Origin of the sequence: Hymenobacter sp., assembly GCF_036388155.1 — a bacterium.
Taxonomy (GTDB): domain Bacteria; phylum Bacteroidota; class Bacteroidia; order Cytophagales; family Hymenobacteraceae; genus Hymenobacter.
In genome coordinates this window covers 12,574-37,663 of record NZ_DASVSI010000129.1, presented here as the reverse complement: position 1 = coordinate 37,663, position 25,090 = coordinate 12,574, and the positions used below count along the sequence as shown (strand labels likewise).

General features: G+C 58.9%; 28 protein-coding genes. 16 read left to right on the top strand and 12 right to left on the bottom strand.

The genetic code is table 11. The annotated features are described in order from the left end of the window. Positions 1-264 precede the first annotated feature (264 nt). Complete coding sequence (rho, locus tag VF629_RS17995) at positions 265-2,520, top strand: transcription termination factor Rho (RefSeq protein WP_331059884.1); 2,256 nt, start codon at positions 265-267, stop codon at positions 2,518-2,520. Here the strand turns inward: rho and VF629_RS17990 are convergent. Further along, positions 2,471-3,517, bottom strand: coding sequence for a DUF3667 domain-containing protein (locus tag VF629_RS17990; protein ID WP_331059883.1), 1,047 nt, complete (start codon positions 3,515-3,517; stop codon positions 2,471-2,473). The genes rho and VF629_RS17990 overlap by 50 nt on opposite strands. A gap of 103 nt (positions 3,518-3,620) precedes the next feature. On the opposite strand from VF629_RS17990, the gene VF629_RS17985 reads away from it, so the two are divergent. Continuing rightward, on the top strand, positions 3,621-4,283 hold the full coding sequence (locus VF629_RS17985; protein WP_331059882.1) for a DsbA family protein: 663 nt from the start codon (positions 3,621-3,623) through the stop codon (positions 4,281-4,283). Positions 4,284-4,289: 6 nt separating this feature from the next. On the opposite strand, the gene VF629_RS17980 is transcribed toward VF629_RS17985, so the two are convergent. The 5 genes from VF629_RS17980 to VF629_RS17960 all read right to left on the bottom strand — a co-directional run bounded on the left by VF629_RS17980 (position 4,290) and on the right by VF629_RS17960 (position 8,628). Then, positions 4,290-4,919, bottom strand: coding sequence for a hypothetical protein (locus tag VF629_RS17980; protein WP_331059881.1), 630 nt, complete (start codon positions 4,917-4,919; stop codon positions 4,290-4,292). Between the two features lie 83 nt (positions 4,920-5,002). Further along, positions 5,003-5,881 (bottom strand): UbiA family prenyltransferase, encoded by an 879-nt coding sequence (locus tag VF629_RS17975; protein WP_331059880.1) that lies wholly within the window; start codon positions 5,879-5,881, stop codon positions 5,003-5,005. Between the two features lie 38 nt (positions 5,882-5,919). Continuing rightward, positions 5,920-7,017, bottom strand: a complete 1,098-nt coding sequence (locus VF629_RS17970; protein ID WP_331059879.1) for a glycosyltransferase family 4 protein — start codon at positions 7,015-7,017, stop codon at positions 5,920-5,922. Between the two features lie 234 nt (positions 7,018-7,251). Further along, on the bottom strand, positions 7,252-8,040 hold the full coding sequence (locus VF629_RS17965; protein ID WP_331059878.1) for a class I SAM-dependent methyltransferase: 789 nt from the start codon (positions 8,038-8,040) through the stop codon (positions 7,252-7,254). An 81-nt stretch (positions 8,041-8,121) separates the two neighbouring features. Continuing rightward, positions 8,122-8,628, bottom strand: coding sequence for a hypothetical protein (locus VF629_RS17960; RefSeq protein WP_331059877.1), 507 nt, complete (start codon positions 8,626-8,628; stop codon positions 8,122-8,124). Between the two features lie 375 nt (positions 8,629-9,003). Between VF629_RS17960 and VF629_RS17955 the strand changes: the two genes are divergently transcribed. From VF629_RS17955 to VF629_RS17900, 12 genes are all read left to right on the top strand, one after another. Continuing rightward, a complete protein-coding gene (locus tag VF629_RS17955; protein ID WP_331059876.1) occupies positions 9,004-9,702 on the top strand; it encodes a hypothetical protein in 699 nt (232 codons plus the stop codon). After that, a complete protein-coding gene (locus VF629_RS17950) occupies positions 9,699-9,992 on the top strand; it encodes a transcriptional regulator (protein WP_331059875.1) in 294 nt (97 codons plus the stop codon). The genes VF629_RS17955 and VF629_RS17950 overlap by 4 nt, the downstream gene beginning before the upstream one ends. A 44-nt stretch (positions 9,993-10,036) precedes the next feature. Continuing rightward, the gene (locus tag VF629_RS17945; RefSeq protein WP_331059874.1) at positions 10,037-10,696 is read left to right on the top strand and encodes a hypothetical protein; all 660 of its coding nucleotides are present in this window, start codon (positions 10,037-10,039) and stop codon (positions 10,694-10,696) included. A 67-nt stretch (positions 10,697-10,763) separates the two neighbouring features. Then, entirely contained in the window at positions 10,764-12,218 is a 1,455-nt protein-coding gene (locus tag VF629_RS17940) for a B12-binding domain-containing radical SAM protein (protein ID WP_331059873.1), read from the top strand. A gap of 43 nt (positions 12,219-12,261) precedes the next feature. Beyond that, positions 12,262-12,627 carry a hypothetical protein gene (locus tag VF629_RS17935; protein ID WP_331059872.1) on the top strand — a complete coding sequence of 122 codons (366 nt, stop codon included), beginning with the start codon at positions 12,262-12,264 and terminating at the stop codon, positions 12,625-12,627. A 46-nt stretch (positions 12,628-12,673) separates the two neighbouring features. Continuing rightward, positions 12,674-13,468, top strand: a complete 795-nt coding sequence (locus tag VF629_RS17930; RefSeq protein ID WP_331059871.1) for a ferritin-like domain-containing protein — start codon at positions 12,674-12,676, stop codon at positions 13,466-13,468. A 1-nt stretch (position 13,469) separates the two neighbouring features. Then, positions 13,470-15,161 carry a DUF4173 domain-containing protein gene (locus tag VF629_RS17925; protein WP_331059870.1) on the top strand — a complete coding sequence of 564 codons (1,692 nt, stop codon included), beginning with the start codon at positions 13,470-13,472 and terminating at the stop codon, positions 15,159-15,161. Between the two features lie 4 nt (positions 15,162-15,165). Beyond that, the gene (locus VF629_RS17920; RefSeq protein WP_331059869.1) at positions 15,166-15,387 is read left to right on the top strand and encodes a hypothetical protein; all 222 of its coding nucleotides are present in this window, start codon (positions 15,166-15,168) and stop codon (positions 15,385-15,387) included. Positions 15,388-15,401: 14 nt separating this feature from the next. Then, positions 15,402-15,758 carry a hypothetical protein gene (locus VF629_RS17915; RefSeq protein ID WP_331059868.1) on the top strand — a complete coding sequence of 119 codons (357 nt, stop codon included), beginning with the start codon at positions 15,402-15,404 and terminating at the stop codon, positions 15,756-15,758. Positions 15,759-15,893: 135 nt separating this feature from the next. Further along, positions 15,894-16,286: a hypothetical protein gene (locus VF629_RS17910; RefSeq protein WP_331059867.1), complete on the top strand. Its 393-nt coding sequence runs from the start codon at positions 15,894-15,896 to the stop codon at positions 16,284-16,286. Positions 16,287-16,341: 55 nt separating this feature from the next. Continuing rightward, positions 16,342-16,803 (top strand): hypothetical protein, encoded by a 462-nt coding sequence (locus VF629_RS17905; RefSeq protein ID WP_331059866.1) that lies wholly within the window; start codon positions 16,342-16,344, stop codon positions 16,801-16,803. A gap of 126 nt (positions 16,804-16,929) precedes the next feature. Beyond that, the gene (locus tag VF629_RS17900; RefSeq protein WP_331059865.1) at positions 16,930-19,323 is read left to right on the top strand and encodes a transglycosylase domain-containing protein; all 2,394 of its coding nucleotides are present in this window, start codon (positions 16,930-16,932) and stop codon (positions 19,321-19,323) included. Positions 19,324-19,329: 6 nt separating this feature from the next. Here VF629_RS17900 and VF629_RS17895 read toward each other — a convergent pair whose 3' ends face one another. The 4 genes from VF629_RS17895 to VF629_RS17880 all read right to left on the bottom strand — a co-directional run bounded on the left by VF629_RS17895 (position 19,330) and on the right by VF629_RS17880 (position 22,193). Further along, positions 19,330-19,992: a DUF2625 domain-containing protein gene (locus VF629_RS17895; protein ID WP_331059864.1), complete on the bottom strand. Its 663-nt coding sequence runs from the start codon at positions 19,990-19,992 to the stop codon at positions 19,330-19,332. Between the two features lie 94 nt (positions 19,993-20,086). Next, complete coding sequence (locus tag VF629_RS17890; protein WP_331059863.1) at positions 20,087-21,016, bottom strand: TIGR01777 family oxidoreductase; 930 nt, start codon at positions 21,014-21,016, stop codon at positions 20,087-20,089. A gap of 117 nt (positions 21,017-21,133) precedes the next feature. After that, a complete protein-coding gene (folE, locus tag VF629_RS17885; RefSeq protein ID WP_331059862.1) occupies positions 21,134-21,793 on the bottom strand; it encodes a GTP cyclohydrolase I FolE in 660 nt (219 codons plus the stop codon). Beyond that, a complete protein-coding gene (locus tag VF629_RS17880; protein WP_331059861.1) occupies positions 21,786-22,193 on the bottom strand; it encodes a 6-pyruvoyl trahydropterin synthase family protein in 408 nt (135 codons plus the stop codon). Before VF629_RS17880 ends, folE begins: the two co-directional genes overlap by 8 nt. 265 nt (positions 22,194-22,458) lie before the next feature. Here VF629_RS17880 and VF629_RS17875 point away from each other — a divergent pair, with 265 nt between their 5' ends. Further along, positions 22,459-23,166, top strand: a complete 708-nt coding sequence (locus tag VF629_RS17875; protein ID WP_331059860.1) for a hypothetical protein — start codon at positions 22,459-22,461, stop codon at positions 23,164-23,166. Between the two features lie 151 nt (positions 23,167-23,317). Then, positions 23,318-23,728: a hypothetical protein gene (locus VF629_RS17870; protein WP_331059859.1), complete on the top strand. Its 411-nt coding sequence runs from the start codon at positions 23,318-23,320 to the stop codon at positions 23,726-23,728. 102 nt (positions 23,729-23,830) lie between these two features. Here VF629_RS17870 and rplS read toward each other — a convergent pair whose 3' ends face one another. Both rplS and trmD read right to left on the bottom strand, forming a co-directional pair. Next, a complete protein-coding gene (rplS, locus tag VF629_RS17865) occupies positions 23,831-24,211 on the bottom strand; it encodes a 50S ribosomal protein L19 (protein WP_331059858.1) in 381 nt (126 codons plus the stop codon). A gap of 126 nt (positions 24,212-24,337) precedes the next feature. Beyond that, positions 24,338-25,012 (bottom strand): tRNA (guanosine(37)-N1)-methyltransferase TrmD, encoded by a 675-nt coding sequence (gene trmD, locus VF629_RS17860; protein WP_331059857.1) that lies wholly within the window; start codon positions 25,010-25,012, stop codon positions 24,338-24,340. Between the last annotated feature and the right edge of the window lie 78 nt (positions 25,013-25,090).

The window sequence follows — 25,090 nt, the reverse complement described above, 5'->3', positions numbered from 1 at the left end:
CCGCCGTAGCCGGGCCAGTGGACCCCAGTGTTCGCCTTCGGCCCGTCTTTTGCTGAATCCCCAGCGGCCCATTCTGCACCTAACTTCTTGTCTATTCATTGCGCGCCGCGCGCTGCTATTATTTCATAGCCCGCGTACCCTGCGAATGCTATACCGCGGTTTTGCCGCTTCCGTGCCATAGCTGGCCTTTTGAGCCCCTCGCGGGCCTATTGCTGGCGCCAGCTCCCCCTCGCTCAAGCCGATTGTTCTCCCCTTATTCCCTTTATGCACACCATTAACGAGTTGAAGGACCGCCTGCTGTCCGACCTCAAAGAAATTGCCGAGCAACTGAACGTGGGCAATTTCAAAAGGCTCAGCAAACAGGATTTGATTTATAAAATCCTAGACCAGCAGGCCCTGATGCCAAGTCCCGCCGAGCAGCCCACTGCCGCGCTTGCAACTCCCGCACCTGCTGCTGCCGCCGTGGCTACTGCTCCGGCTGCCCCTCGCAAAGCCGCGGGCCGGCGCCCCGCCCCCAGCACTGCCGAACAACCTTTTTCTGACGTGGCCCCGCCCGCGGCCAAGGCGCAAACCAGCCGCCCTGCCCGTGAGCCGCGCGAACCGCGCCGTGAAGCTCCCGCGGCCAAAGCCGCGCCCGAGGCAACAGTCGAAATTCTGGACCCGCTCGAAGGACTAGCCCTGGTGCCCGCCTCTGACGCAACTGGCGCTGCGTTAGCCAATGAGCCAGTGGAAGCGCCCGCGCCTACCGAGCCGGCCGCCGATGCTGCGCCCAGCGCTGACCAGCAGATTAACGGCACCGAGCAACAGCTCGATGCGAACCAGCCCCGCCCCGAGCGCCGGGAGCGCCGCGAGCGGGTAGACCGCGCCGGCCGCCCCATAACCGAGCAGCGCGCCGCCGAGATGGCCGCCGAAAAAGCTGCGGCCGAAGCCGCTGCTGCGGAGGCGGCTGCAAACCCCAGCGAAAACGGCGCTGAAACCCGTGAGGGTAACCGTGAAAACCGCCGCGAATTTGGCGGGAATGGCTTTGCTGACCGCCGCGAAAACCGCGCCGACCGGTTTGAGCGCGACAACCGGGAAGTGCGCGACAACCGCGAGCCCCGGGCCCTGCGCCAGGACCAGCCCCGTGAAAACCGAAACGACCAGCCCCGCGAGAACCGGGAGCCCCGCAACGACCAACCGCGTGAGCCCCGCGAACCGCGCAACGACCAGCCCCGCAATGGGCAAGAGCGCAACGGCCAAGACCGCCCCGAGCGCCAGGACCGCGACAACCGGAACCTGACCCGCGAGGAGCGCTACGCCCTGCGCGACCAGCAGCGGCAGCAGCGCGCCCTCAACCCCGACGGCACGCCCCGCACCGACCAGCCCCAAAACCAGCAGCCGGCCCGCCCCCCGCGGCAGGACCTGGACTTGGTGGTGCCCGGCGGCGGCACCTTCGAGCTGATGCCCGACGGCGGCTACGGCTTCCTGCGCTCGCCTTACTACAACTACCTGTCCTCGCCCGACGACGTGTACGTGTCGCCTCAGCAGGTGAAGCAGTACGCCATGAAAGCCGGCGATACGGTAGTGGCCACTATTCGGCCGCCGCGCGAGGGCGAGAAGTATTTTGCCTTGGTGGGCGTGGAAAGCATGAACGGCCGCACCGTGGAGGAAGTCCGCGACCGGGTTCCGTTTAGCCACCTCACGCCGCTGTTTGCTGATTCCAAGCTCAAACTGACCACCAAGCCCACGCAAATCAGCACCCGCGTGCTCGACTTGTTTGCGCCCATCGGCAAAGGGCAGCGGGGCCTCATCGTGGCTCAGCCCAAAACCGGTAAGACGGTGCTGCTGCAGGAAGTGGCCAACTCCATTGCCGAGAACCACCCCGAAGTGTACCTGATGGTGCTGCTCATCGACGAGCGCCCCGAGGAAGTAACCGACATGGCGCGCACGGTGAAGGCCGAAGTGCTCAGCTCGACCTTCGACGAGACGGCCGACCGCCACGTGAAAATTGCCGAAATGGCCCTCGATAAGGCTCGGCGCCTCGTGGAGTGCGGCCACGACGTGGTGATTCTGCTCGACTCCATCACCCGCCTTGCCCGCGCTTACAACACGGTGCAGCCCAGCTCGTCGCGCATCCTGTCGGGTGGTATCGATGCGGGCGCTTTGCAAAAGCCTAAGCGCTTCTTCGGCGCGGCCCGCAACGTGGAAGGCGGCGGTTCGCTCACCATCATTGCCACGGCCCTGATTGAAACCGGCTCCAAAATGGACGAGGTTATCTTCGAAGAATTCAAGGGCACCGGCAACATGGAACTGCAGCTCGACCGCAAGCTGGCCAACAAGCGCGTGTTCCCGGCCATCGACATTCCGGCTTCCGGCACTCGCCGCGAAGACCTGCTGATGAGCAAGGACGAGCTGAACCGCGTGTGGGTACTTCGCAAGTTCATGGCCGACATGACCGCCACCGAAGCCATGGAATTCCTGAAGGACCGCATCAAAGGTACCAAGGACAACGAAGAGTTCTTGATATCGATGAACGGGTAAGCTGTTCCACTAACGTTAAGCAAAAGCCCCGTCGCAGCAATGCAACGGGGCTTTTTTTATGAATGCCCTTACAAGCGTAGCAACGTAGCCACATACTACTTCGCGGCCCGTAGCACACCATAAATAGCATAAAACGGTAGGGAATCATCAGCGCCACTGCGAAGCTGAAAGTAAAAGCCAACGCTTTGCCCCACCGCAGCGGCCACGACTGGCTCAGAAACGCCCTGCGCACAAATGCGGCTACATAAACTGTGGTGAGGGTGACCATCAGTAAAGAGACAACGCCGTCATGGTTGAGGGCCGGCAGGAGAAGAGACGACCAACGAAGCCCTAGCATGAGCAGGCCCATTACTCCGTATACCAGCAGTATGCCGGCAAACAGGTAAGTGGCCAGGGTTAGCCATTCCACAAAGTAGCGCCGCTGCCGGTAGAAAAGCAGCCACAGCGGCCCCACTAGCAGGGGAATGAACAGAAACACCAAGCTTTTGGAGTAGCCGTGGGTGAGCCCGTCGAAACGCTGCGCAAAAGCCTCTAACGACAAGCCGGTTTTGCTCAGGTGTTCCTGCACAAGGCGGTAGGCAAACCGGCCGTAGAAATTGTTGCTGCTGAAGTGGAAGCGCAACTGGGTTTCGAAAGTGCTGAAATGCGATGCCCCGGCGGCCAGATAAAACAGGAGGTTGGTAATCAAAAACAACTGCACGGGCGGGGCATGCCGCACGCGCCGTCCGTGCAGCCACTCGGCCGCCAAAAAACCGGGCCGTCGGAGCTGGTGCCACAGGTCGCGGAGCACGCGCAAGTCGAAGTGCGTGACAGTGTCGACGGCATGTTCGAGAAAGTGCTTGAGGGCGTAGTCGTGGCGATGGAGGCGCTTTTCGCCGCACTCGTGGCAATATGCGCCGGCCAGGGACGTGCCGCAGCTGGCGCAGGTAGGAGCCTCGGCTGCGGAGATGGGCACTGCCGGGGCAATGTGCGGAACTGCCGGAGTAGAGGTTTGCATGAGGCAAGTAGCAAGTGGCTAGGCAATTTGAAGATTTTTCTCGGAAGCCAAAGAAGGTTTCGGCCGCCGCCCGCAAATCATGCGGTTATTTTGCCACCTGCTTATGGAAACCACGCCCGCCAATCTGCCCGAACTGCTCTACATCCACGACCCGCTGTGCGGATGGTGCTATGGCATGAGCCCGAACATCAACCAACTCCAGCAAGATTTTGCGGGCCGCGTGGACGTGTCGGTGCTGTGCGGCGGCATGGTGACGGGCGAGGACGTCGGCCCCATTGCCGAGACCTGGGACTACCTCAAGCAGGCCCTCGGCGACGTTGAGCGCACCACCGGCGTTGAGTTCGGCGCAGCATTCCGCGAATTGGGGGCCGCCGGCGAGTACACCTACAATTCCGAACCGCCGAGCCGGGCCATTACCGCCTTCCGCCAGATTACGCAGGACCCCGCCCGCACCGTGGCTTTTGCTCACGCTGTGCAAGCCGCGCTGTTTCGAGACGGGCAGGACCTGAACAATCCCACTGCCTACAACGAGCTACTGCTACCGTTTGGAGTGGATGTGGTCGAGTTTCAGCGGCGCTGGGCTGCGCCGGAGACGGCCCGTGCCACCCAGCAGGAGTTTGCCGCCGTAGCTCGCATTGGCGTCGAGGGCTTGCCCACGGCCATTGTGCGCATTGGGGAGCAGGGCTACGTGCTGGCCCGCGGCTACCAGCCCTACCAACAGCTGCGAGCCGGCTTGGAGCAGTTGCTGCAGCAAGAAGGCGCGTAGGAGGCATTACTGCACCCGCACCACCTGTTTTTTGAGCGGCGACCACGCAATGCGTTGGCGGTCCTCCTTGCCCTTCAGGTATTCAAAGCCGATGGCGTCGGGCCGCTGCTTGAGGTCGTTCCAGGCGGTCCGGTCCAGGTTTTCAATTCCGGTAGGGAAAGTAGCCTTTGCGTCGATGGCAGGGGTGCGAAACTGGGAAGGCACGAAAAACCGGTCTATACGCCGTAGCACAAACGTCTCGCGTTCGGCACGGGTGGCGGTGGGCGTTTTCATCTCGTACACCAGCGACGCTTCCAGGTCGGGCTCGGTGAGCATCTCCCGAAAAATGACGTCGCCGTCGGCGCTGGTGATGGTGAACTCGCCAGTGCCTTCCAAAATTGAAGGACCTCGAAAAACCAATTGAAAGGCATCGGGCAGCCCTTGGTTACTGGTGAAATGGCGTTTTTCCCGCACTACCCGCAGGGTGTCGCTCCTGGCCGACACGGCTTTGGTACGGGAGGTGTCGGGCGGGGGCAAGGCCGAAGAATCCTTTGGCGTTTTGTCGGTGATGCGCGCAACCGTGCCTTCGTGTACGGCCGAAGGAGTGGAGTTGCAGGCCGCAAGCAGCGGCAAGAGAGCAAGCCAGGAACAACGCATAGGTCCGAAGGGTAGTAGGGTGAAACAGCTGTTTTACGCGGCGGCGAGCCATTCAAGTTACCGCTTTTCGATGGCCGGCTTCGCTACCGCCATAGCAGCATGGCCATGAACGCCGCGCTCAGGCACAACGACGAAACCTGGTTCATGCGCATGGTGTGCTCAAAATTGGCAGCAGATTCGTCGTGCCACACCAGCCAGGCCCACCGGCTAAACAGCACCACCACCGGCCCCGTGGCCACCAGAAACAGCAGCAGCGGCCGCAGTTCCTGCCGCAGCCAGTACGCCAGGCTCAGCGCGGCTGCGCCGGCCAGCAGCCCCACCGCCGCAAACACAAACGTGCCCCGAATGCCCAGCCGCAAGCTCAGGGTACGGTCGCCGCGCCGGGCGTCCTCTTCGTGCTGATACACCTGCGTGAGGGGGTAGGAGCCGCACAAAAACAGCGTGCTCACCAGCGCCAGCAGCAAGTTGGTGTTCTCGAACAACTGTGCGGAAGTAGCTCCTGCGCCTACCTGCGTCATCAAAAACGTGAAGGCTCCTTGGAACACCACTACGACCAGCGTGCTCACCAGCGGGTATTTCTTCAACCTGATGCCCTCGTAGCTGTAGGCTTTCGACACCAGCAAATACACGGTTACCAGCGCCGCGAACTGCCACGATAGAAGCAGGGCACCGCCCACGGCCAACGCATCGAAAAGCCAAACCAAGTGCAGCAGTTCCGGCGTGACTTTGGGCGGCGCCTTTAAGCCCCCGATGCTGCCTTCGTCGCGGTCGTAGTAAGAGTTATATCCATTGGAAGCAGGGTACGCCAACAAGTGCAGCACTACGAACACGCCCGCCGCGCGTGGGCCGCTCCAAGGCCCGCGCAACGCACTCAGCCCAAACCAGAAAACGGGCATGAGGTACACCGAAAAGGGGATGCGGAGCAGCGGCAGGGCCCGGCGGTAGGCGGCTACATCATTCAAGAAAAGTAAGGTTGAGTTTACAAGAGCTACGGGTATTTTTATTTTTTGCAAATCATGTCAATAAATTTCACGAATCTTTCTATTAGTATTTTTTTGTTGAATTTACTATCAATTATTTCAAAGGTTTCTGCGCCCTGCTCAGGCAATGGACCGCGCTGGAGAAGGGCTTGGGCCTGACGCGCAAAATTTCCTTCCTCGGATAAGTCAGCAAGCCCAAAGTAATTTTCTCCTAATATATACCTAGCGCCTTGGTGCGGATGAGAAATTATCGGCAATGAATGTGCACCTGCTTCTATCAATACCACACCCAGGCCCTCGTGCAAGCTTGGTAATACAAAAAAATCGGCAGCCCGATAAGCCACCGATAGCTCTTTCTGATTCAGCGTCCGCCACTGCACGTCTAGTCCTAGTTGAGCGGCTTCCGCTTTCAACTCATCAGATTCTTTCTCTTCTTGGCCGCATAATAGCAGCGTTACATCCGGACCTAATTTTGCTGTTTCCCGAAGCAGATAATCAACGCGTTTGTGGTGCTTGTTCCAAGCGGCAACGCATATTATAACCAGCTTCTGCGGATTAAGCCCCAGGGAAGCTTTTGCAGTTGTTTTGTCGATTTCAGTTGTTGGAAACAGCGACAAGTGAGGAATAACAATGCACTTCTCGAGGTCGGCACCTGCCAATAGTGCTTCTTCTCTAGCGTAATCGTGCAGAAAAATTAGGTAATCGAATTGTTTTGCCAGGTGATAACCAATGGGGGCTCCGTCGCAGAAAACCAATTTATAAGACAACCCAAATACTTTCCTGAAGGATAAAAGAATATCTCCTATGGTCCCTTCCTGAAGCCATATTACATCGGGGCGGTATGTCAGAACGTGAGATAAAAATCCTAAGCCGTAAGTAATTCGCTCCAGCCTGCAGCCATCCTTAATAAAGTTGATTTTTCTCAGAAGCTTAGCTACGTTTCCATTTCTGGGTAAATTCCAGACGGGAGTTGCATCTTGATATTTAGCTCCTGAAAACAAACGGACATCAAATTGAGGCAATTGCTTGAGTTCTTCCACCCAAGTAGCAGCAGAAATTTCAAAGCCTCTGGAAATATTGCCTAAGCCAGCACTTATAAAAGCTAATTTTTTTTTCATTAGATTAGAGAAAAATTTGAATTAATGCATTGGTTGAAAATAATAAAGGTGAGTAAGAGAATAAATTTATTTAGTAATGCATGTTATAAGTTAATAGATTTCCGGTTTTGACTATATCATTAATGCGTGCTGAAAGATAAGTAAAACCACACAAATGGCCCGGCCATGACGTACTTGGCTGAGCAGTATCAGCGAAGGGGAGCGGTTAGCTAACAAGCGGGCCGTGCAAGAGGCTCACTGTTTTGGCCTGCCCACCAAGTAGGTTACCTCCGGGCCCCACCAATGGCGCACCTTGCCCGCCTGCCACTCAAAGCTTCCAGTGGGGTCGGCTCGCTGCGCCAACGCCAGCAGTTCGGCGGTTGAATACATGCGCAGCAAGGATACGGTCCCGTCCCAAATGGTGCAAAGCGGAATGAGCGGCACGAGGTAGGTAAAAAAAAGCCGGCTGAGCCGAAACGGCCGGTAAAACGGCGTGAGCAGCAGCTGCGCCACGGGCAGCACTGTCCAGGCCAGCAGGAGTTCCCCCCAGTGCTTGCCCGCCCCCTCGAACACGCCAATGCCGGTGCCGGCGCGCACGGCGTCGCGCAGCAGAGCCTCGGCTGCGTCGGGCGAGAAGTGGTGAAACGCCGAAAAAATGGTCCTGAATCCCTTTAAGTGCGCTGGTACCGCCAGCGCGTTCACGCCCGAGGCTTCGTAGCCGATGGCCCCGTGAGTGCGCTGGGCGATGTCGGCCCAGGCGGCGGACTGGGGATAAAGGTCGGTGAGAAGGATAGTGGCCTGGGGTTGGCCGTGCGTGCGCAGGGCGGCCAGCACGGTTTCGGTGCCGCCGCCCGCTCCGGCGCCCAGTTCCAGGATGGCGGTTTGGCCAGTGCGGCGCAAAGCTTCGGCCAGCAGCGGCGCAATGGGCTTATATATGCCCATGGTTGAAATCATGAACCGCAAGTAGTCCATCATCCCGGCGCGGATGACGGCCGGAAACCAGGGCAAATCTTCAAATTCAAATAGCCGAAGCCGTAGACGCATGGCCTAGGATACGCAAAAGCATCGGCAAACGCCATTGCTTCTGACTAAACACGGCCTGATAGCCGCCACGAGGCACGTCCGTTAGCGCACCAGCGCCGGGGTGACTTTGCGCCAGCCCAGCCTGTGCAGAATGGCAGACGGCACCGGCTGTATCGTCGACAGCTGCATCGCCATCTGGCGAGGCCGGTACAGCCACGCAATGGCCATTATTGCCGTCCCCAAATAGGGCTGCGAAAAACCTAACAAGCTGCTAATAGGACCAATGGGCAGCAAATACAGCAACGAGAGGTTGGCCACGGCGAATACCACAAGCACGCCCACCAATACGAGCAGTCGGCACTGCCAACCGGTGCAGGCGCGCTGGGCATATGCGAAGAAGGGCCACGCCAGAGGCACGCACGCCAACGACATCAGGGCCACCAAAAGGCCTATCATCAGCGGAACGGACAAGTCAGATGGGTATTTGTAGTTAAAGTCCAGAGTAAGTAAAGCCGTGCCACCCACGTTGCTTAGCAGCCACACACCAAAAGTGCGAGCCAAGGCAGAAGGACGAGAAGTGGCGATGTCGGGAGTGTAAGTAAACTTCATAGTGCAAAAAAAGAGGTGAGGGTAAAATAAGGTAAGTAGCGGAAAGTGCCGGTGAATGAATGATTATGCCAGGTGAAAGCTCGTTTTATACCGGTTAAAAAAATATACGGGGCCTTGTAAATGGCTGGTTTTATGGTTTGATAAATTATATTTATGAGAACAGCTTTCCCAATTTGATTTCGGGCCAAAAGGTGCTCCGACGAATGGCATTGCTCGTTGCGTTCGATGTTTCGGACGAAGAGTGCTGAAATGAACGGCTAGAGTCGCTGAAGCCACTTTCTATTTTTGGGAAGAACTTTTTTTCTTGTCAACTAAAAATGTATAGCTGAGGCAATTTTTCTAATTAACTTTGCGTCACAAAGCACTTCGATAATTATGAAGCCCGCCAACCCCGACCCGCTTGCCCAACTCACCGAAATCCGCGCCATCATGGACCGCAGTTCTCGGTTCTTGTCGCTATCCGGCCTGAGCGGAATAGGGGCGGGGGTGGTGGCCTTGCTTGGGTCGGCCTTTAGCATGCGGCTGTTGGAGAGCGCCTTTCAAGAGGAAAGTGGGTACGCGGCCGGGGGGTATCAGCGTATGCTCCACGCCTCGGCCGAGGCGAGAGAGGCGGAATTGCCCGCGCTGTTATTTTTAGCCGGTTCCATGATTACGCTGACGCTGTTGGTGGCCTTTTTCTTTACCCGGCGGCGCACCCACCAAGGCGGCCAAAAGCTGTGGAGTGCCCCAGGCCGGCGACTGGCCGTGGCGCTGGCCGTGCCGCTGGTGGCAGGCGGGCTGTTCTGCTTGCGGCTGTACTTGGGCGGCGACGTGGCCATGGTGGTGCCCGGCCTATTGGTGTTCTACGGCCTGGCGTTGCTCAATGCCAGCAAATACACTTTGGACGAAATTCGCTGGCTGGGCCTCACCCAAATTGGCCTGGGCTTGGTGTGCATGCTGCTGCCCGACTGGGGCCTGCTTTTCTTTGCGCTGGGTTTCGGCCTCGGCCACATCGGTTATGGGCTGGTGATGTACAACCGCTACGAACGGCCGCGCGTGGCCGGTGTAGCAGCCAAACCCAACGTCTCTGCGTGAAGCACCTCATTCATACCCTCAACAAGGCATTTGACCACCGCGTGCGGCTGGGCGTAATGGCCGTGCTGATGGCCAACGAATCGGTGAGCTTCAACGACCTCAAGGAAGCCCTCGACCTTACCGACGGCAACCTGGCCAGCCACGTCGCCGCGCTCGAAAAAGCCGAGTACGTGGCGGTGAGCAAGCAATTCATTGGCAAAAAACCCAACACTACCTACGCCGCCACCGAAGCCGGCAAAGTGGCTTTTCAGCAACACCTGGCGACACTGGAGAAGCTGCTGCGAGGGTAGGAGAGGGCCGGGTAAAGGGTATCCATTTCACATTTTTCGCATTCATGTTACTGCTTGCTCCCGCTCCTAAGCACTCGCGCCGCTGGCTACACCGGTTGGCCGGAGCGCTGGTGGCGGTGCTGGCCGGGGCCGGAATCCTGGTTGCCGTTGGTGACTTCGGCCTGACGCAGCGCGTGCTGAACGGCGTGGAAAGCCGGGCCTTGGCGGGCCAGTCCACCGCCGCCGATAAGCTGGGCCTGCGGCTGCTCTATGGCACGTTGCAGTTGGGTGGACAGGTTGTGTACCCGCAGGTAGCGGAATTGCTGGACTATTACTGCGACGGCCGCGGCGACACCCTGCGCTTTGACGCGGGAGCCTTGCTGCAGCACCCCGAGGTTCAGCAGGCTCTCCGGCTAAACAAGCCGGGCATAACTTTCCGGCATCAGGCAGAGGCTGGGCCCTTTTACATTGCTCGTCGCACCGACTGGGGCCTGTACTACGCCTTCGATTTGCTCTACATCCGTCGGACGCCGGGCGCCGTGGTGTTTTACGACAATTACTTTTTCCAGCCCCTTACCCGGCGTTCCTACACGCGGTTTCACGTTGGTCGCTTTCACTGCAATCTCAACGACGGCCTCATCCGGGTCGCATACCCGCGGGCAAAGCCCTTCATCGCGTACGGTAGGGTGGCCGCGCCTCCGATGGAAGCCGTCAGCTTCAATTAACTATACGAGACATCTGATAAAGCCTCTCTTTTTTGCCTATTTACTTTGAATTACAAAGTTCTTTAAGATGAAAGTAAAGCTCATTCTCCCGGCCCTGACCGAAGCCACCAGCCCGTACTGGCGGCCCATCAAGTACTCGCTGTTTCCGCCGTTGGGGCTGGCCACGCTGGCGGCTTACCTGCCCGCGCACTGGGAGGCCGACATGCAGGATGAGCACGTAGAAACGCTACATCTGGACGACGAGCCCGACCTCGTCATCATCCAGGTCTACATCACCAATGCGTACCGCGCCTACGCGCTGGCTGACCACTATCGCGCCCGTGGCGCCTACGTGTGCCTGGGCGGCTTGCACGTGACCAGCCTTCCCGACGAAGCCGCCCCGCACGCCGATAGCATCTTCCTAGGGCCCGGCGAGGAAATATTTCCGGAGTTTCTGAAGGACTGGCAGACGGGGCGTGCGCGGCCGCGTTACGTGTCGGGTGCGGGGCGAACGCTGGTGGGCATTCCGCCCATTCGGCGTGACCTGATTAAGCGGGAGCGCTACCTCGTGCCCAACTCCATTGTGGTGACGCGCGGCTGCCCGCACCACTGCGACTTCTGCTACAAAGACGCCTTTTTCCAGGGCGGAAAGGGTTTTTACACGCAGACCGTGGACGACGCCCTGGCCGAAATTGACCGGTTACCGGGGCGCCACCTCTATTTCCTCGATGACCATTTGCTGGGGCACACCCGCTTTGCCACGGGGCTGTTTGAGGGCATGCGCGGCATGGGCCGGCTGTTTCAGGGCGCGGCCACCGTCGACAGCATCTTGCGGAATAATGGCCTGCTGGAAAAAGCTGCCCAAGCCGGCTTGCGCAGCCTGTTTGTGGGCTTCGAAACGCTGAGCCCGGTGAATTTGAGAGCCAGCAACAAGCCTCAGAACCTGGGCCGTGACTACGCCGCGGCCATGCAGCGGCTGCACGATTTAGGCATCATGGTGAACGGCAGCTTTGTGTTTGGGCTCGACGACGACCGGCCCGACGTGTTCCAGCGCACCGTGGACTGGGCCGTGGGCCAGGGCATCACCACGTCCACTTTCCACATTGCCACGCCCTATCCTGGCACGGCCCTTTTCCAGCAAATGGAGGCCCAGGGCCGCCTGCTCCACCGCCGCTGGAACGAGTACGATACCCGCACCGTGGTGTGCCAGCCCGGCCCGCACCTCACCGCCCGCCAACTGAAAGACGGGTACGACCGGGCCTACCGCGACTTTTATTCCTGGACCAACATCACCAAAGCCAGCCTGGTGCACGACACGCTGCGCCACCAGCTCAAGCACTTCGCCTACGCTGGCGGCTGGAAAAAATTCGAGCCGCTCTGGAATTTCATGATAAAGTCGCGCCACCTCGACTCGATGCGCCCGCTGCTGGAAGCCATCCTGAGCAAGGTGCGCGGCAAGGATGGAAATGCCACTATCGACCCCTTGTCTCAGCCAGCGGGGGACTCCGAGATGCTAATGCCGCTGCCGGTGCTTCAGCGGTGAGATTACTTACAAGTTTAGAAATCAAAAACACCTCATAGTGATAATGAAAAATCCTTTAGCTAAGCCTCTGACATACACTGATTGGTTAATAAGTAGCCTCTGCTGGGTGTTAAGCAGCTTAGGAGGCTGGATGGGGCTTGTTGTCGTTGGTGGTAAGCTGTTTTTGAGATTAGATACTGACGTGACGGCATTATTAGTTGCCATCAGCCTCCTGCTCGCGCATTGGCTGATATGGCAAAAAGCAGTGGCAAGTGGTTGGCGGTTACTACGAGCATCCAATACCGAACCCAACAAATTCACTGGACTGGCAACAGTCTGGTTTATAGCTCTGGTATTATTTCAGCTGTGTTTTCTGGGAGTGATGCTTTTGGCTTTGGCTTTTGGTTTGAGTGGGCCAATGGTGTTTTGACTACTTATATGTTGAATTACAAACACAACGGACCCAGATAACTGACATGACCTTCACCGATGTCAAAACCTACTTCGAAGCCAACGGCGCCCAACTGGCCGACCTGAGCTGGTACGACCTGTACCGCCTTTCGCCTGCGGAGGTCCGCGCCGTGAGCACCTCCCTGCAAACTTTCCAGCGCGGTGAGGGCACCGGCGGCGACCACCTGATGGCGCTGGCCACCAAATGGAGCGAGCCCGACTACGCGGCGGCCATGCAGCTGTTCATTCAGGAAGAGGAGGGCCACGCCGCTATGCTGGGGCAGTTCATGGACCAGCAGGGTATTCCACGTCTCGAAACGCATTGGCTCCACGAAGTTTTCCGCAGCCTGGGCCGGCCGCTGGGCCTAGAGCACATGGTGCGGGTGATACTGACGGCCGAGGTAGTGGCGGCGGTGTACTACCGCGCCTTGCGCCAGGCCACACTCTCGGGGCTGCTGCGGCAGATATGCCACCGCATTCTGCACGACGAGGAAATGCACCTTGCTTTCCATTGCTTGGCCATTCAGCGGTGGGGCCGGGACCGGGGCCGACTGAGCACTTGGCTGTGGCAGCAGTTCTACCGCGGGCTGATGGCCGGTACCGCGCTGGTGGTGTACGCGGCGAGCCACCGCACTTTCCGGGCCGGCGGGTATGGGCTGGGGCGCTTCAGCCACACCATTGCGGCCGAGTATGCCCGCCTCGAGCAAATGCAGCAGGCCAACGGCGCCGTCGTTCAGCGGATAGTACCCCAGCCGCCCTGTGCTGCGCAGGCGCCCCTTTTTTTGTTTTCAAACTTTGTATCACAGAGTACTTTTAAATAATATGGAATCTTCACAAACCTGGCCTTTGGGCCGTGCGCTGGGCTCGGCCCCCGCCACCGTTGCCAAACCCGCCGCAACCCCGCTCACCACCGCCCAGCACGTGCTGCTGCTATTGGGCGTGGTGTTATTCGACTGGCTTTTCTGGCGGGAGGGAGGCGGGCCAAACGTGCTGGTATTTACGGTGTTTGTGGTGGTGGCGCAACTAGTGCTGCTGCCGCGCCATGCGGCCGCGCGGCGCTCGGGCCTCTTTTGGCTGATGGTAGGCGGCAGTTTGTTTAGTGCGGGCATGGTGGCCGTGTATGGCTCGGGTGCGGCGGTGCTGGCTTGCACGGCTTCGGTGCTGCTGATGCTGGGCTACGTAAACCAGCCTCACCTCAAGCTGGTGCTGTACGCGCTGCTCACGGCGCTCAATAGCGCGGTGCAGGCTTGCCCGCGGGTGGTGCGCAGCTTGCGCGCGCCCCGCTACACCGGTGCGGGCGTGCGGCGCGGCTGGTTTTACGGCCGCCTGTTCCTGGTGCCGCTGGTGATTTTGGTAGCGTTTCATGGCCTGTTTGTGGTGGCCAACCCCGTGTACGCCAGCCTAAGCAGCCGGGCTTTTGCCTGGCTGGGCGAGTGGTTGGTGCGCCTGCTGCCGGCCATTTCGCTGGCCCACTTCTTCTTTCTATTATTGGGTTTTGTGGTCACGGCGGGCATTGTGGTGGCCGTGCCGGTGCATTTCTTCGCCGACCACGAGTCGCGCTTTGGAGAATTTGTGCGCCGTCAGCGGGACCGGGTGGCCTCCTTCGGGGTGCGGCGCCCCGACTTTGGCTGGAAAACGACCCGGGCGCTCGACTTGCGCAAGGAGTTCATTGCCGCGGTGGCCGTCTTTGGGCTGGTCAATGCGCTGCTCCTGGTTGTGAACATCATTGATATCAACTGGCTGTGGTTTGGCTTTGTGCCCGCGCCCGGCTTCGACCTTGCGCAGTTTGTGCACGAAGGGACGTATGTGCTCATCTTCAGCATCCTGCTGGCCATGGGCATTGTGCTGTGGTTTTTCCGCCGCAACCTCAATTTCTACGCGCCGGGCCTGCCGTGGCTGCGGTGGGGCGCCACGGTGTGGGTGCTGCAAAACGCGGTGCTGGCGGCGTCGGTGGGGCTGCGCAACTACTACTACATTTTGAACAGCGGCTTGGCCTACAAGCGCATCGGGGTGTGCTTTTTCCTGCTGCTGACGTTTTTCGGGCTGGTCACGGTGCTGCTCAAAATCTGGCAGCGGCGCTCGGCTTACAGCCTCATTCGCCTCAACTCGCTGGCCGTGTACGCGGTGCTGCTCCTGCTGGCGGCCGGCAATTGGGAAGTGTGGATAGCGCAGTACAACCTGCAGCCGCGCTTCCGCAAGGTCGACATCGGCTTCTTGCTCGACATGCCCGGCCGCGCGCTGCCCACGCTGCTGGCCCGCCGCGCGCTACTCGACCACGCCGCCGAGCTCTCGGCAGATACCGAATACGGCACCCCCACGCTCATCAGTGCCTACCAGGCCCAACGGCAGCTCGACCAGGAAATCAACCGGTGGCTTCGCCAATACGAGCAATACCCCGACTGGCAGGGCCGCACCTACGCCGACTGGCAAACCCATGAGGCGCTCAAGAACTGGAAACCCCGCCAGCCACGAACTGAAACATCCTTTGCCGCACCCGGCACCACCACTCTTTAACGCCATGACTTCTATTCCTCAATTCGTGCTCACGCTGCTGGGCGTTCTTTTCTGCATCGGCGACGTGGCCCTGCTCGGTGTGCTGCTCACATGGCAGGAGCTCGCACCCTCCCCCGAAGGCCGGTGGCGCCGCTTCGTGCGGGGCGTGCTGCCGGCCACGGCGGTGCTGTTGGGCCTGCTGCTGTTGGCCTTTACCCAGCTCATGCTGTTGTGGTCCAATAATTAAGCTAAGCCGTCGTCATGAGCGCACCCAGCACCCCCAGCATGTGGCGCCAGCTGCTGCCGCAGTGGCCAGTTGTGTCCCGCCGGTTTTGGCTCACGCTGGCCCTGCTTGCAGTGGCCACTCTGAACTTGTGTTTCCTCGCCGAAATCTGGCCCAATACGCCCCAGGCCTCCCTGGTGTGGCGGGTGGTAGCGTACCTCGCCGCTGGGGCAGTGGGCATCGAGACTCTGCGAATCTTATGGCGCTGGGCAGCTACGTACACCGGGCCAAAGTGGGCGGGGGTGCTGTTTCGCTTCGTTGTAACGGCCACGGTGGGCGGGCTGGCAATGTTCGGCGCCGTGCTGTTCATCGGGGCGGCCTTATTTGCATTTTAAGTTTAGTAATTCCCGCCTGTCATACTGCAACACCTGATTAGTATGATGTATCGAAGTTTATTGTTTAGCTTGGCGCCCCATTGGGCCCTCGGCACCGAGGAAAGGCCCTGATGGTTTCACGTTTGCCTCTGCTCCATGGCCCGTACAGCGCTGCTGGTTGTTCTCTTGATTTCCCTGCTGCTGGAATTGGCCCTGACGGTGGGCGCGTTTGGGTACCCAGTGTTCACGCTGGCCCAGTTTGGGGTGAAGTACGGCCCCGAAACCCAGTTCCTGGCCTACATCGTGGCGTGGTTCCTGCTGTTTGTGTCGATGGTGGCGGGCATGGCCGCGGTGCAGGTATGGAAGCGTCGGCCAGGCTTTGCAACGTGGTGCTACCTGCTGGGCTTGTGGTGGATAGCTCTTGGCATTGGCATTTACTACACCTTCGGCAAACCCGATAATTTGTTGCTGGATTCCGTAAAAGGGTTGCTGATACTCGTTCTCACTGGTCGATGCCAGGCCAGCCGCGTCATGGCGCGCCGTTACTAGCGGCAACTCGTTATATTGGCGGTGGTTACTTGGCTTCCACGTCTTTGCTCCCGCTATGCCCACTTCTACCCACCTGCACCCGTCGCCCGCTTTCCCCAAACTCTCGCGCTTCGGCCGGGCCCTGGCCGGTGCGCAGGTGCTTAAAGAAACGCTGAGCATCATTTTTCTGGGCCTTCCCTTGGTAAAAGAGGCGCCGCTGGTGCTGCTCTCGGCCTTGCCGGGCGTGGTGCTGTACTTGCTGCACTGGCACTTGGCGCTGGGCCGGGCCGGGCGGGTGTTTGCCGCCGTGGTGTGGGCATTGACCCTGCTCGATGAGCTGTGGGGCCTGTTTTTGTTCGAGGAACTGGATTCCCCTACCCGCGCCCAAATCCGGATGTTGTACTGGAGCTACTTCCTGGGGCTGGGCATTATCTTAGTGGCCCTGGCCGAGCTGGGGTGGCGCTGGCAGGCCCCCCGCGTCAAGGCCCGGCGCAACGTGCACCACCAAGCCGTGCTGGCGGGCCGGCACCGCCACTAACGCTGCCCGCGCAACTCGTTCAACCGGAGCATCGGGCATGCAGCGCTGACTTTTGGGGCCACTGGCTGGTATATTTGTCCTTCCTTGCCGCGGGACTTTGGGCCCGTCTTCCACCTGTTGCCTCGCATGGCCAACCTCAAACCGCGAAATCCTGCCCCTGCCGCGGGCGTCACTCCGAAAGCTCCGCGTCGCCGCTGGCCCCTCCGGGTCATCAGCTGGGCCTGGGTACTGTTCGGCTTGGTCATCACCCTTTTTCTGGTGTACCCGTTTCTGGTGAGCACCAATTTCATGTTCCTCTTCGGCAAGTCGCCGAGCTTGTCGGACCTGGAAAACCCCAAAGTAGAACAGGCCTCGGAGCTCTACACGTCCGATGGCGTGCTGATTGGCAAGTACTTCCGCGAAAACCGCTCGCCGGTAGCGCTCAACCAGATGTCGCCGGTGCTCATCAAAGCCCTCATCGCGACCGAGGACGTGCGCTATTACGAGCACTCGGGCATTGACCTGGCAGCCGTGGTGGGCGGGGCGGTGTCGTCGTTGCGCGGCGAAAAGCGGGGCGGCTCCACCATCACCCAGCAGCTCGCCAAAAACCTGTATAAAATTCGACGCCAGCAGAGCCGCGGCGGGCTGGGCTACATCCCGGTGGTGAGCACCATCGTGTCGAAAACCAAGGAATGGCTCACCGCCGTGGACTTGGAGCAGCGCTACACCAAAGAAGAAATTCTGCGCATGTACCTGAACACAGTGGAGTACGGCTCCAGCGCGTTTGGCATTAAAGTAGCCGCCAAAACCTTCTTCAACACCTCGCCCGACAGCCTCAAGCCGGAAGAAGCCGCCATGCTGGTGGGCGTGCTCAACAACCCCACGGCGTTTAACCCGAAGTTCCATCCCGCCGCGGCCCTGCGCCGCCGCAACGTGGTGCTCGACCGCATGGGCCAGTCCAACGTGCTGCCCGCCGCCGAAATCGCGGCCCTCAAAGCGAAACCGATTGTGCTCGACTACCACGTGGAGCGCCACATCGACGGGCCGGACACGTACTTCCGGAGCGCCATCAGCCAGTTTGTGGGCAATTGGTGTGACAGCACGGGCCACGACATGTACCGCGACGGCCTGAAAATCTACCTCACCATCGACTCGCGGATGCAGGCCCACGCCGAAGAAGCCCTGCACGAGCGCATGAAAACCCTGCAGCGTCAGTTCGATAATTTCTGGCGCAACCGCGGCAAAAACCCGTGGGTGGACGACGAGGGCAACGAAATTCCGGACTTCATCGCAACCCAGATGAAGCGCACCCAGAGCTACAAAACGCTCGCCAACCGCTACAAAAACCAGCCCGCGCGCCTCGATTCGGCCTTGAACGCCAAGCGGCCGATGAAGGTGTTTACCTGGAAAAAAGACGACGGCGACACCACGCTCGTTATGTCACCGCTCGATTCGCTGGCGTACTACAAGCACTTCCTGCGGGCTGGCATGATGACCATGGACCCTTTCACCGGCCAGATTAAGGCTTGGGTGGGCGGGCTCGACTACCGGTTTTTTCAGTATGACCACGTGAAGCAGGGCAAGCGTCAGGCTGGCTCCACGTTCAAGCCCTTCGTATACCTCACCGCCCTGGACAATGGCTACGCACCCTGCGACCGCATCCGCGACGAGCGCGTGACCATCAACTATGTGGAGAACGGCCAGCCCATGGAGTGGAAGCCCGACAACGTGACCCGCGAATACACCGGCATCAACATGACGCTGCGGCACGCCATGGCCCGCTCCGTGAATTCCGTAACGGCCCAGCTGACCGAGAAAGTGGGCTGGGAGAACGTGGCCAAATACGCGCACAAAGTGGGCATCACCTCGCCGCTGCTGCCGGTGCCCAGCATCGGCCTGGGCTCAGCCGGCGACGTGAGCGTATACGAAATGGTCGACGCCTACAGCACGTTCATGAACACCGGTTTCCGCTCCGAACCCCGCCTGGTGACCCGCATCGAAGACCGCAACGGCAACGTCATCAAGCAGTTCGACCCCGTGCAAAAGCGCGCCATCCCCGCCGAAACCGCGTGGCTGATGACCTACATGCTGCGCGGTGGCATGGAAGAGCCCGGCGGCACCTCCCAGGCCCTGTGGGATTTCCAAGACCTCTGGCGCAAAAACAACCAAATTGGCGGCAAAACCGGCACCACTTCCAACTACTCCGACGGCTGGTACATGGGCATGACCAAAGACCTGATGACCGGCGTGTGGGTGGGCGGCGAGGACCGCAGCATCCATTTTGTGGGCTCGCAGCAGGGCGAAGGCGGCCGCACGGCCCTGCCCATCTTCGGCAAGTTTATGGAGAAGGTGTACCGCGACAAAGAGCTGGGCTACACCTACGGCCAATTCCCCAAGGCATCGGTCAAAATTGCTAAGAAGTACAACTGCGTCTCGCCCAGCGAGCCCCGCCGCCGCTCCGAAGCTGTGGACACCATAGCGGCCGACAACCTGCTAGAGCGCATGAACAGCGGGGTGGGAGGGGTGCCGGATAGTTTATAGGTAGGGCTAGTGAATGCCTAATTGCTTTCGGAAATCATTGTGTGAGCCCCACAATTCCGCGACTGGCACTGGCTTTCGAACGACTTTTTTTAAGTCTTTCCCTTCTTCAGTGAACAAGGGAGGAAAACAGAAGAAGGCTTGATTCCCAGTAATAGCTGTTATTTCCTTCTGCCAGCCTTTCCATCGCAAGTCGCTATAAAATTTGTCCAGACTACCGGAGAGGCAGAATTTTAAGAAGTCAGAATATCCGAAATCAAGCGCCTCCCATTCCAAGCTATCCGGGGCCAAGTAGTAAACTTTGCCAAGCGACCCTTGACCGAACGCGCCGCCATTAATGGCGAAGAAACCGCCGAGTACATCATCGGCTATCAGAAGCAAGCCCTCTTGTTTTTCTCTGTTCCAGCTCATCAGGTCACGGTCAAGCGCAGGCGAGCCGGACCCGAGAATGCGAAGCCAGCCATCATCAATAAGAATTCCGCCTGTCTCATAAACCACTGCGCCCATTGGGGAACGAGTTGTAACCTGAGCTGCCAACAAGGTGCTGTCGGCTCTAGCGGGTGTTTTGGGCAGTACCTCAACCTTGTTCTTGGCCGTCTTAATCCAGTATTGTACCAGAGCCCAGCCGGGGTCTTGCGTATTGATGAGTTCCGTAAGTGGACGAACTTTCACGGGTTGAGCAAAAACATCTGAGGTGAAAATGCCAAGTAGCACAGAGCTCCAAAGGCATCGTGCAAATGCTGTCCAATTCATGCCCAGCATGTATTTATCCCCCGTACAGCGCCTCAAGTGCCCCCTGCAACTCCGGGTACTCGAACTTGAAGCCTTGCTTCAGCACTTTCTGCGCGCTCACGTTCTGCGAGCCCAGCACGATTTCGCTCATCTCGCCCATGGCCAGTTTTAGGCCAAAAGCCGGCACTTTGGGTAGCACCAGCGGCCGGTGCAGCACGTGGGCCAGCGTTTCGGTGAATTGCTGATTGGTGACCGGGTTGGGCGCTACCGCGTTGTATGTGCCGTGCCAGGCCGGGTCTTCCAGCATGGCCATAAACAAGCGGCAAATGTCATCCAGGTGAATCCAGGACATATACTGCTTGCCGCTACCGAGCGCCGCGCCCGCGCCCAGCTTCACCGGGCGGGCAATCTGGGGTAATGCTCCGCCCTCCGTGCTCAGCACGATGCCGATGCGGGGAATAACCGTGCGGATGCCCAGCGCTGCGATGGGGGCCGCCGCCAGTTCCCACTGGTGTGCCACATCGGCCAGAAAGTCGTGCGTCGGCAAGCCCGGCGGCGATTCCTCCGTGAGCAGGGTATTGGCCGTGTCGCCGTACACGCCGATGGCCGAAGCCGAAATGAAGGCTTGCACGTGGTGGCCGGGTTTCGACAGTTCCCGGCTCAGCAGGGCCAGCCCGCCCAGCCGGCTGGTCATGATGTCGCGCTTGCGCTCGTCCGTCCACTTCCCGTCCGACACGCTGGCGCCGGCCAGGTTCACGATGTAGTCGGCGTAGGGCACGGCGGCCTCGTCGATGGTGCCGGCGCGCGGGTCCCACCGGAAGCTCCGGTAATGGCTGCTTTTGGCCGGCTCCCGGCTCAGCAGCGCCACTTCAAAGCCGCTGTCAATCAACAGTTCAGCCAATCGGGTGCCAATCAGCCCGGTGCCACCGGTGATGAGGACTTTGCGCGGGGAGTTTTCGGTCATGGTTGTGAGTCAAACAAATAGTCAAACGGTCTTCCTGGCCTCCACACATGGGCGCAGAGTGAGTGAGAAAACTGTTTCAGGGCTTGAACCTACAAACAGGCGGCAACACTTTCGATTTTACTTGCCGATTTGGCGCAGAAACTCGCGCCGCAAGGCCTCGTCGGTGGCAAACCGGCCGCCGTATTCGCTGGTCAGCGTCGAGCTGCTGGTGTCGTTCACGCCCCGGCTCATCACGCACAGGTGGTCGGCTTCGATGAGGACGGCCACGTCGTCGGTGCCAAGGCTTTGCTTGAGCTCTTCGGCAATCTGCCGGGTAAGCCGCTCCTGCACCTGCGGGCGCCGCGCGTAGTACTGCACCACGCGGTTGAGCTTGCTCAAGCCCACCACGTGCTCGCCGGGCAGGTAAGCCACGTGCGCCTTGCCGATGATGGGCACGAAATGATGTTCGCAGCAGGAAAACAGCGTGATGTCGCGCTCCACCAGCAACTGGTGGTAGTTGTAGCGGTTGTCGAACATGCGCACCTCGGGGCGATTCCGGGAGTCGAGTCCCTTGAACCACTCCTGCACGTACATTTTGGCCACGCGTCGCGGAGTACCGGCCAAGCTGTCGTCGGTAAGGTCGAGGCCCAGCTCGTGCATGATGGCCTCAAAATGACCGGCAATGGCCGTGATTTTTGCCTCGTCGGTTTGCGCAAAGGCGTCGTCGCGAAGGGGCGTTCGCAGGCCCGTAGGCAAATGCGAGTCGGTTGCCGGGGTCGGCCCGGAAGGGTTATCCATGGTATTCTACAAAGTTGCGGTCCGTTTCATACAACGTGACCGAAAGGGCAAGTTCGGCTTCCAGGTGCGGACGCAGGCGTTGCCAAATGACTACGGCGATGTTTTCAGCCGTGGGGTTAAGCGCACGGAATTCTTCCGTGTCCAAATTTAAGTTGCGGTGGTCGTAACGGTCCAGTACTTCCCGCTTAATCAGGTCACTGAGCCGCTTGAGGTCGTACACGTAGCCAGTTTCCGGGTCAACGTTACCCGTCAGGCGTACGGTGAGGTTGTAGTTGTGCCCGTGGTAGTTAGGGTTATTGCACTTGCCGAATACACGCTGGTTGTGCTCGGCAGTCCAGGAGGGGTTGTGTAGGCGGTGGGCGGCGTTGAAATGCTCGGTGCGGCAAACAGTGACTTGCATAGGGGCATACAACCCCTACCCGCCAAGCTTTGTTGCGCCAAGTTGAGGCAACAATAATAGGAATGCAATTGGAATAAAATAGTTAGTGTAATTTTGAGATGCATTACTGGCACTATTTCAATAAAAACAGCATTATTCCGAAAAAACTGAGAGAATAAGGATTTTGCATCGAAGAAAGACACTAAATTTGGAAAGCCGAAAAGCGTTACCCTGTTAAGACGACTTACATCAGACCATCTTTAAAGCTTCATTAGTTGTTATTTCCATGAAAAAAAGCCTACTCATCCTGCTCCTGCTATGCTTAACCACGTTGGGCAGCTACGCTCAAAAATCCTTGGTGGACGAGTACGATATGTCTATCAACAACGTGCCGCGCACCGGTCAGCGCGTGAGCATGCAATTGGACAATAAGCGAGTGGAAGCTGCCTGGCTGAAGCAGCTCAGCGAAAAGTTTGGCAGCAAACTCAAGAACAATAAAGGGGTGCTGACCATGGACGGTGTAATTATCGAAGAAATCTCCCCCACGCCCATTCGCATCATCAGCAAAGTTGAAGCCGCTCCTACCGGTACCACCGTATGGTGGAGCATTGACCTGGGCAATGCCTACCTCGCCAAAGAGAAGACGCCCGTGCAGTGGAAGTCGGCCGAGAAGTACCTCAAGGATTTTGCCCGCATGATGTACCGCGAAGACTTGGTGTCGCAGATTGCCGAAGCCGAGCGCGCCTTGGTGGCCTCGCAGAATAACCACATGTCGGTGATTGAAAAGGCCAACACCATCAAGAAGGACATTGAGAAGAACAAAGCCCGCAAAATTGAAATCCAGCAGATGCTGGCCGCCAACGCCGCCGAACTGCAGCAGTTCAATAACCTCATCGACTCGAACCTGAAAGAGCAGGAAGCCGCTCGCGGCGACATTGTGAACATGCGCGTGGCCCTGGAAGCTGTAAAAGACCGGATGAATAAAATCGAGTAGTTGCGAGCCTTACTCGCGCTGCGAAACAAAAGGCCCCGCCGGAACCGGCGGGGCCTTTTGTTTGCATGCCGGCCCAACCCCGTGGGCGGGAACTACGTTCGCTAATGTGACAGTAATCTAAACTGTCGCTTACACCTTACAACGCCCACCCATGGAAAAGTCAGAATCCCAACACCAAGTACACCTAGATAGCGCCATCAAATTACTGACTGGCGACCTCGCCCAGGAAACCGAGCGCGCCGGCCTCGACAATCAACTGCAGCGCTGGATTGAAGACCTGAAAGACGCCAACAATCCCGCTTTTCACCAACTGGTGGTCGACCTGCAAGCCCTAAAGGCGCACTTCGGCAGTGGCACGCTCGACGTGAACGTGATTGCCCCGCTGCTAGCCCGCTTGGGTGCGCAAACCACCCTGGCCGCCAACTTCCCCGAGAACGTGAACACCGCCACCCGGGTGACCAAACTGGGCGAAGTGCTCACGGCCGTTGCTCAGCAGTTGCAAAGCGGCGGCCCGATTGAAGTGGATGGCAACCTGCCGCAAGATTACTCGTCGCACAGCTAAGCCAACGTAGGCCCGACAATAATTTAGTCAGAGCCTAAAAAAGCCGGCCCCACGCATGGGGCCGGCTTTTTTGTTGGGTGCAACCGAGGGTTGCGGGTATGCTTAGGCGGTAGCCTTGGTGGCTACGTTCAAGCGACGCTCTTTGATACGAGCTTGCTTGCCCGAGAGGCCGCGCAGGTAGAACAGACGGGCACGACGCACTTTGCCGCGACGCACCACCTCGATTTTCTCGATGTTGGGCGACAGCAGGGGGAAGATACGCTCGGTACCGATTTGGTTAGAAATCTTGCGAACGGTGAAGGTTTCGCCGTTCGAGCTGGGGTTGCGGCGCTGCAGCACCACGCCTTGGAATTGCTGAATGCGCTCCTTGTTGCCCTCGCGGATTTTCACGTGCACGTTAATCGTGTCGCCGGCGGCGAACTGGGGGAAGCTGGCGCGGCGCTCCTGCGATTCGGCCTGGATAAAGTCAAGTAGTACGCTCATGGCTGAGAAAATTGCGAAAGACGGCGCCGCCGTCGGGAATTAGTATTTTATCGAAACGGAGCGCAAAGATAGGACTTTCGATTGAGGATAGCAAGTGTTTATTACGCAAAGCAGTAAGGACTTCCACTAGCTCAGTAAATCGGGCCGGCGGGCTTGGGTGCGGGCCAGGGCTTGCTCGTGCCGCCACTCCTCGATTTTGGGCGTGTTGCCCGAAAGCAGAATCTCCGGAACCACTTGCCCGCGCCACTCAGCGGGCCGCGTGTACACCGGCGGCGCCAGCAAATCGTCCTGAAAGGAATCGGACAAAGCCGATTCTTCATTCCCCAACACGCCGGGCAATAGCCGCACCACGGCATCCACCAGAATGGCCGCCCCGAGTTCGCCGCCGCTGAGCACGTAGTCGCCTACGCTTATTTCGTGGGTAATGTAGGTTTGGCGAATCCGCTCGTCGATGCCTTTATAGTGGCCGCAGAGCATGATGATGTTCTGGAACAACGACAACCGATTGGCCAAGGGCTGACGCAGGGTTTCTCCGTCAGGTGTGAGGTAGATGATGGCGTCGTAGGGCCGTTGGGCTTGCAGCTCGTCTATCCAGGCCGCAATGGGCTCCACGCGCAGTACCATGCCGGCGCCACCGCCAAACACGGCGTCGTCGATTTGCCCGTGCTTATTAATGGCCTTATCGCGCAAGTGGTGCAGGTGAATTTCGACAAGGCCTTTGTCTTGCGCCCGCTTCACGATAGAATGCGCGAAGGGACTGACCAACAATTCGGGCAGGCAGGTAAGAATGTCGATGCGCATGGTTGGAAGTAGCGCGGACTTGTAGTCCGCGAGTGATTTAATTCGTTCGAGTGCGGTTCACTCGCGGACTACAAGTCC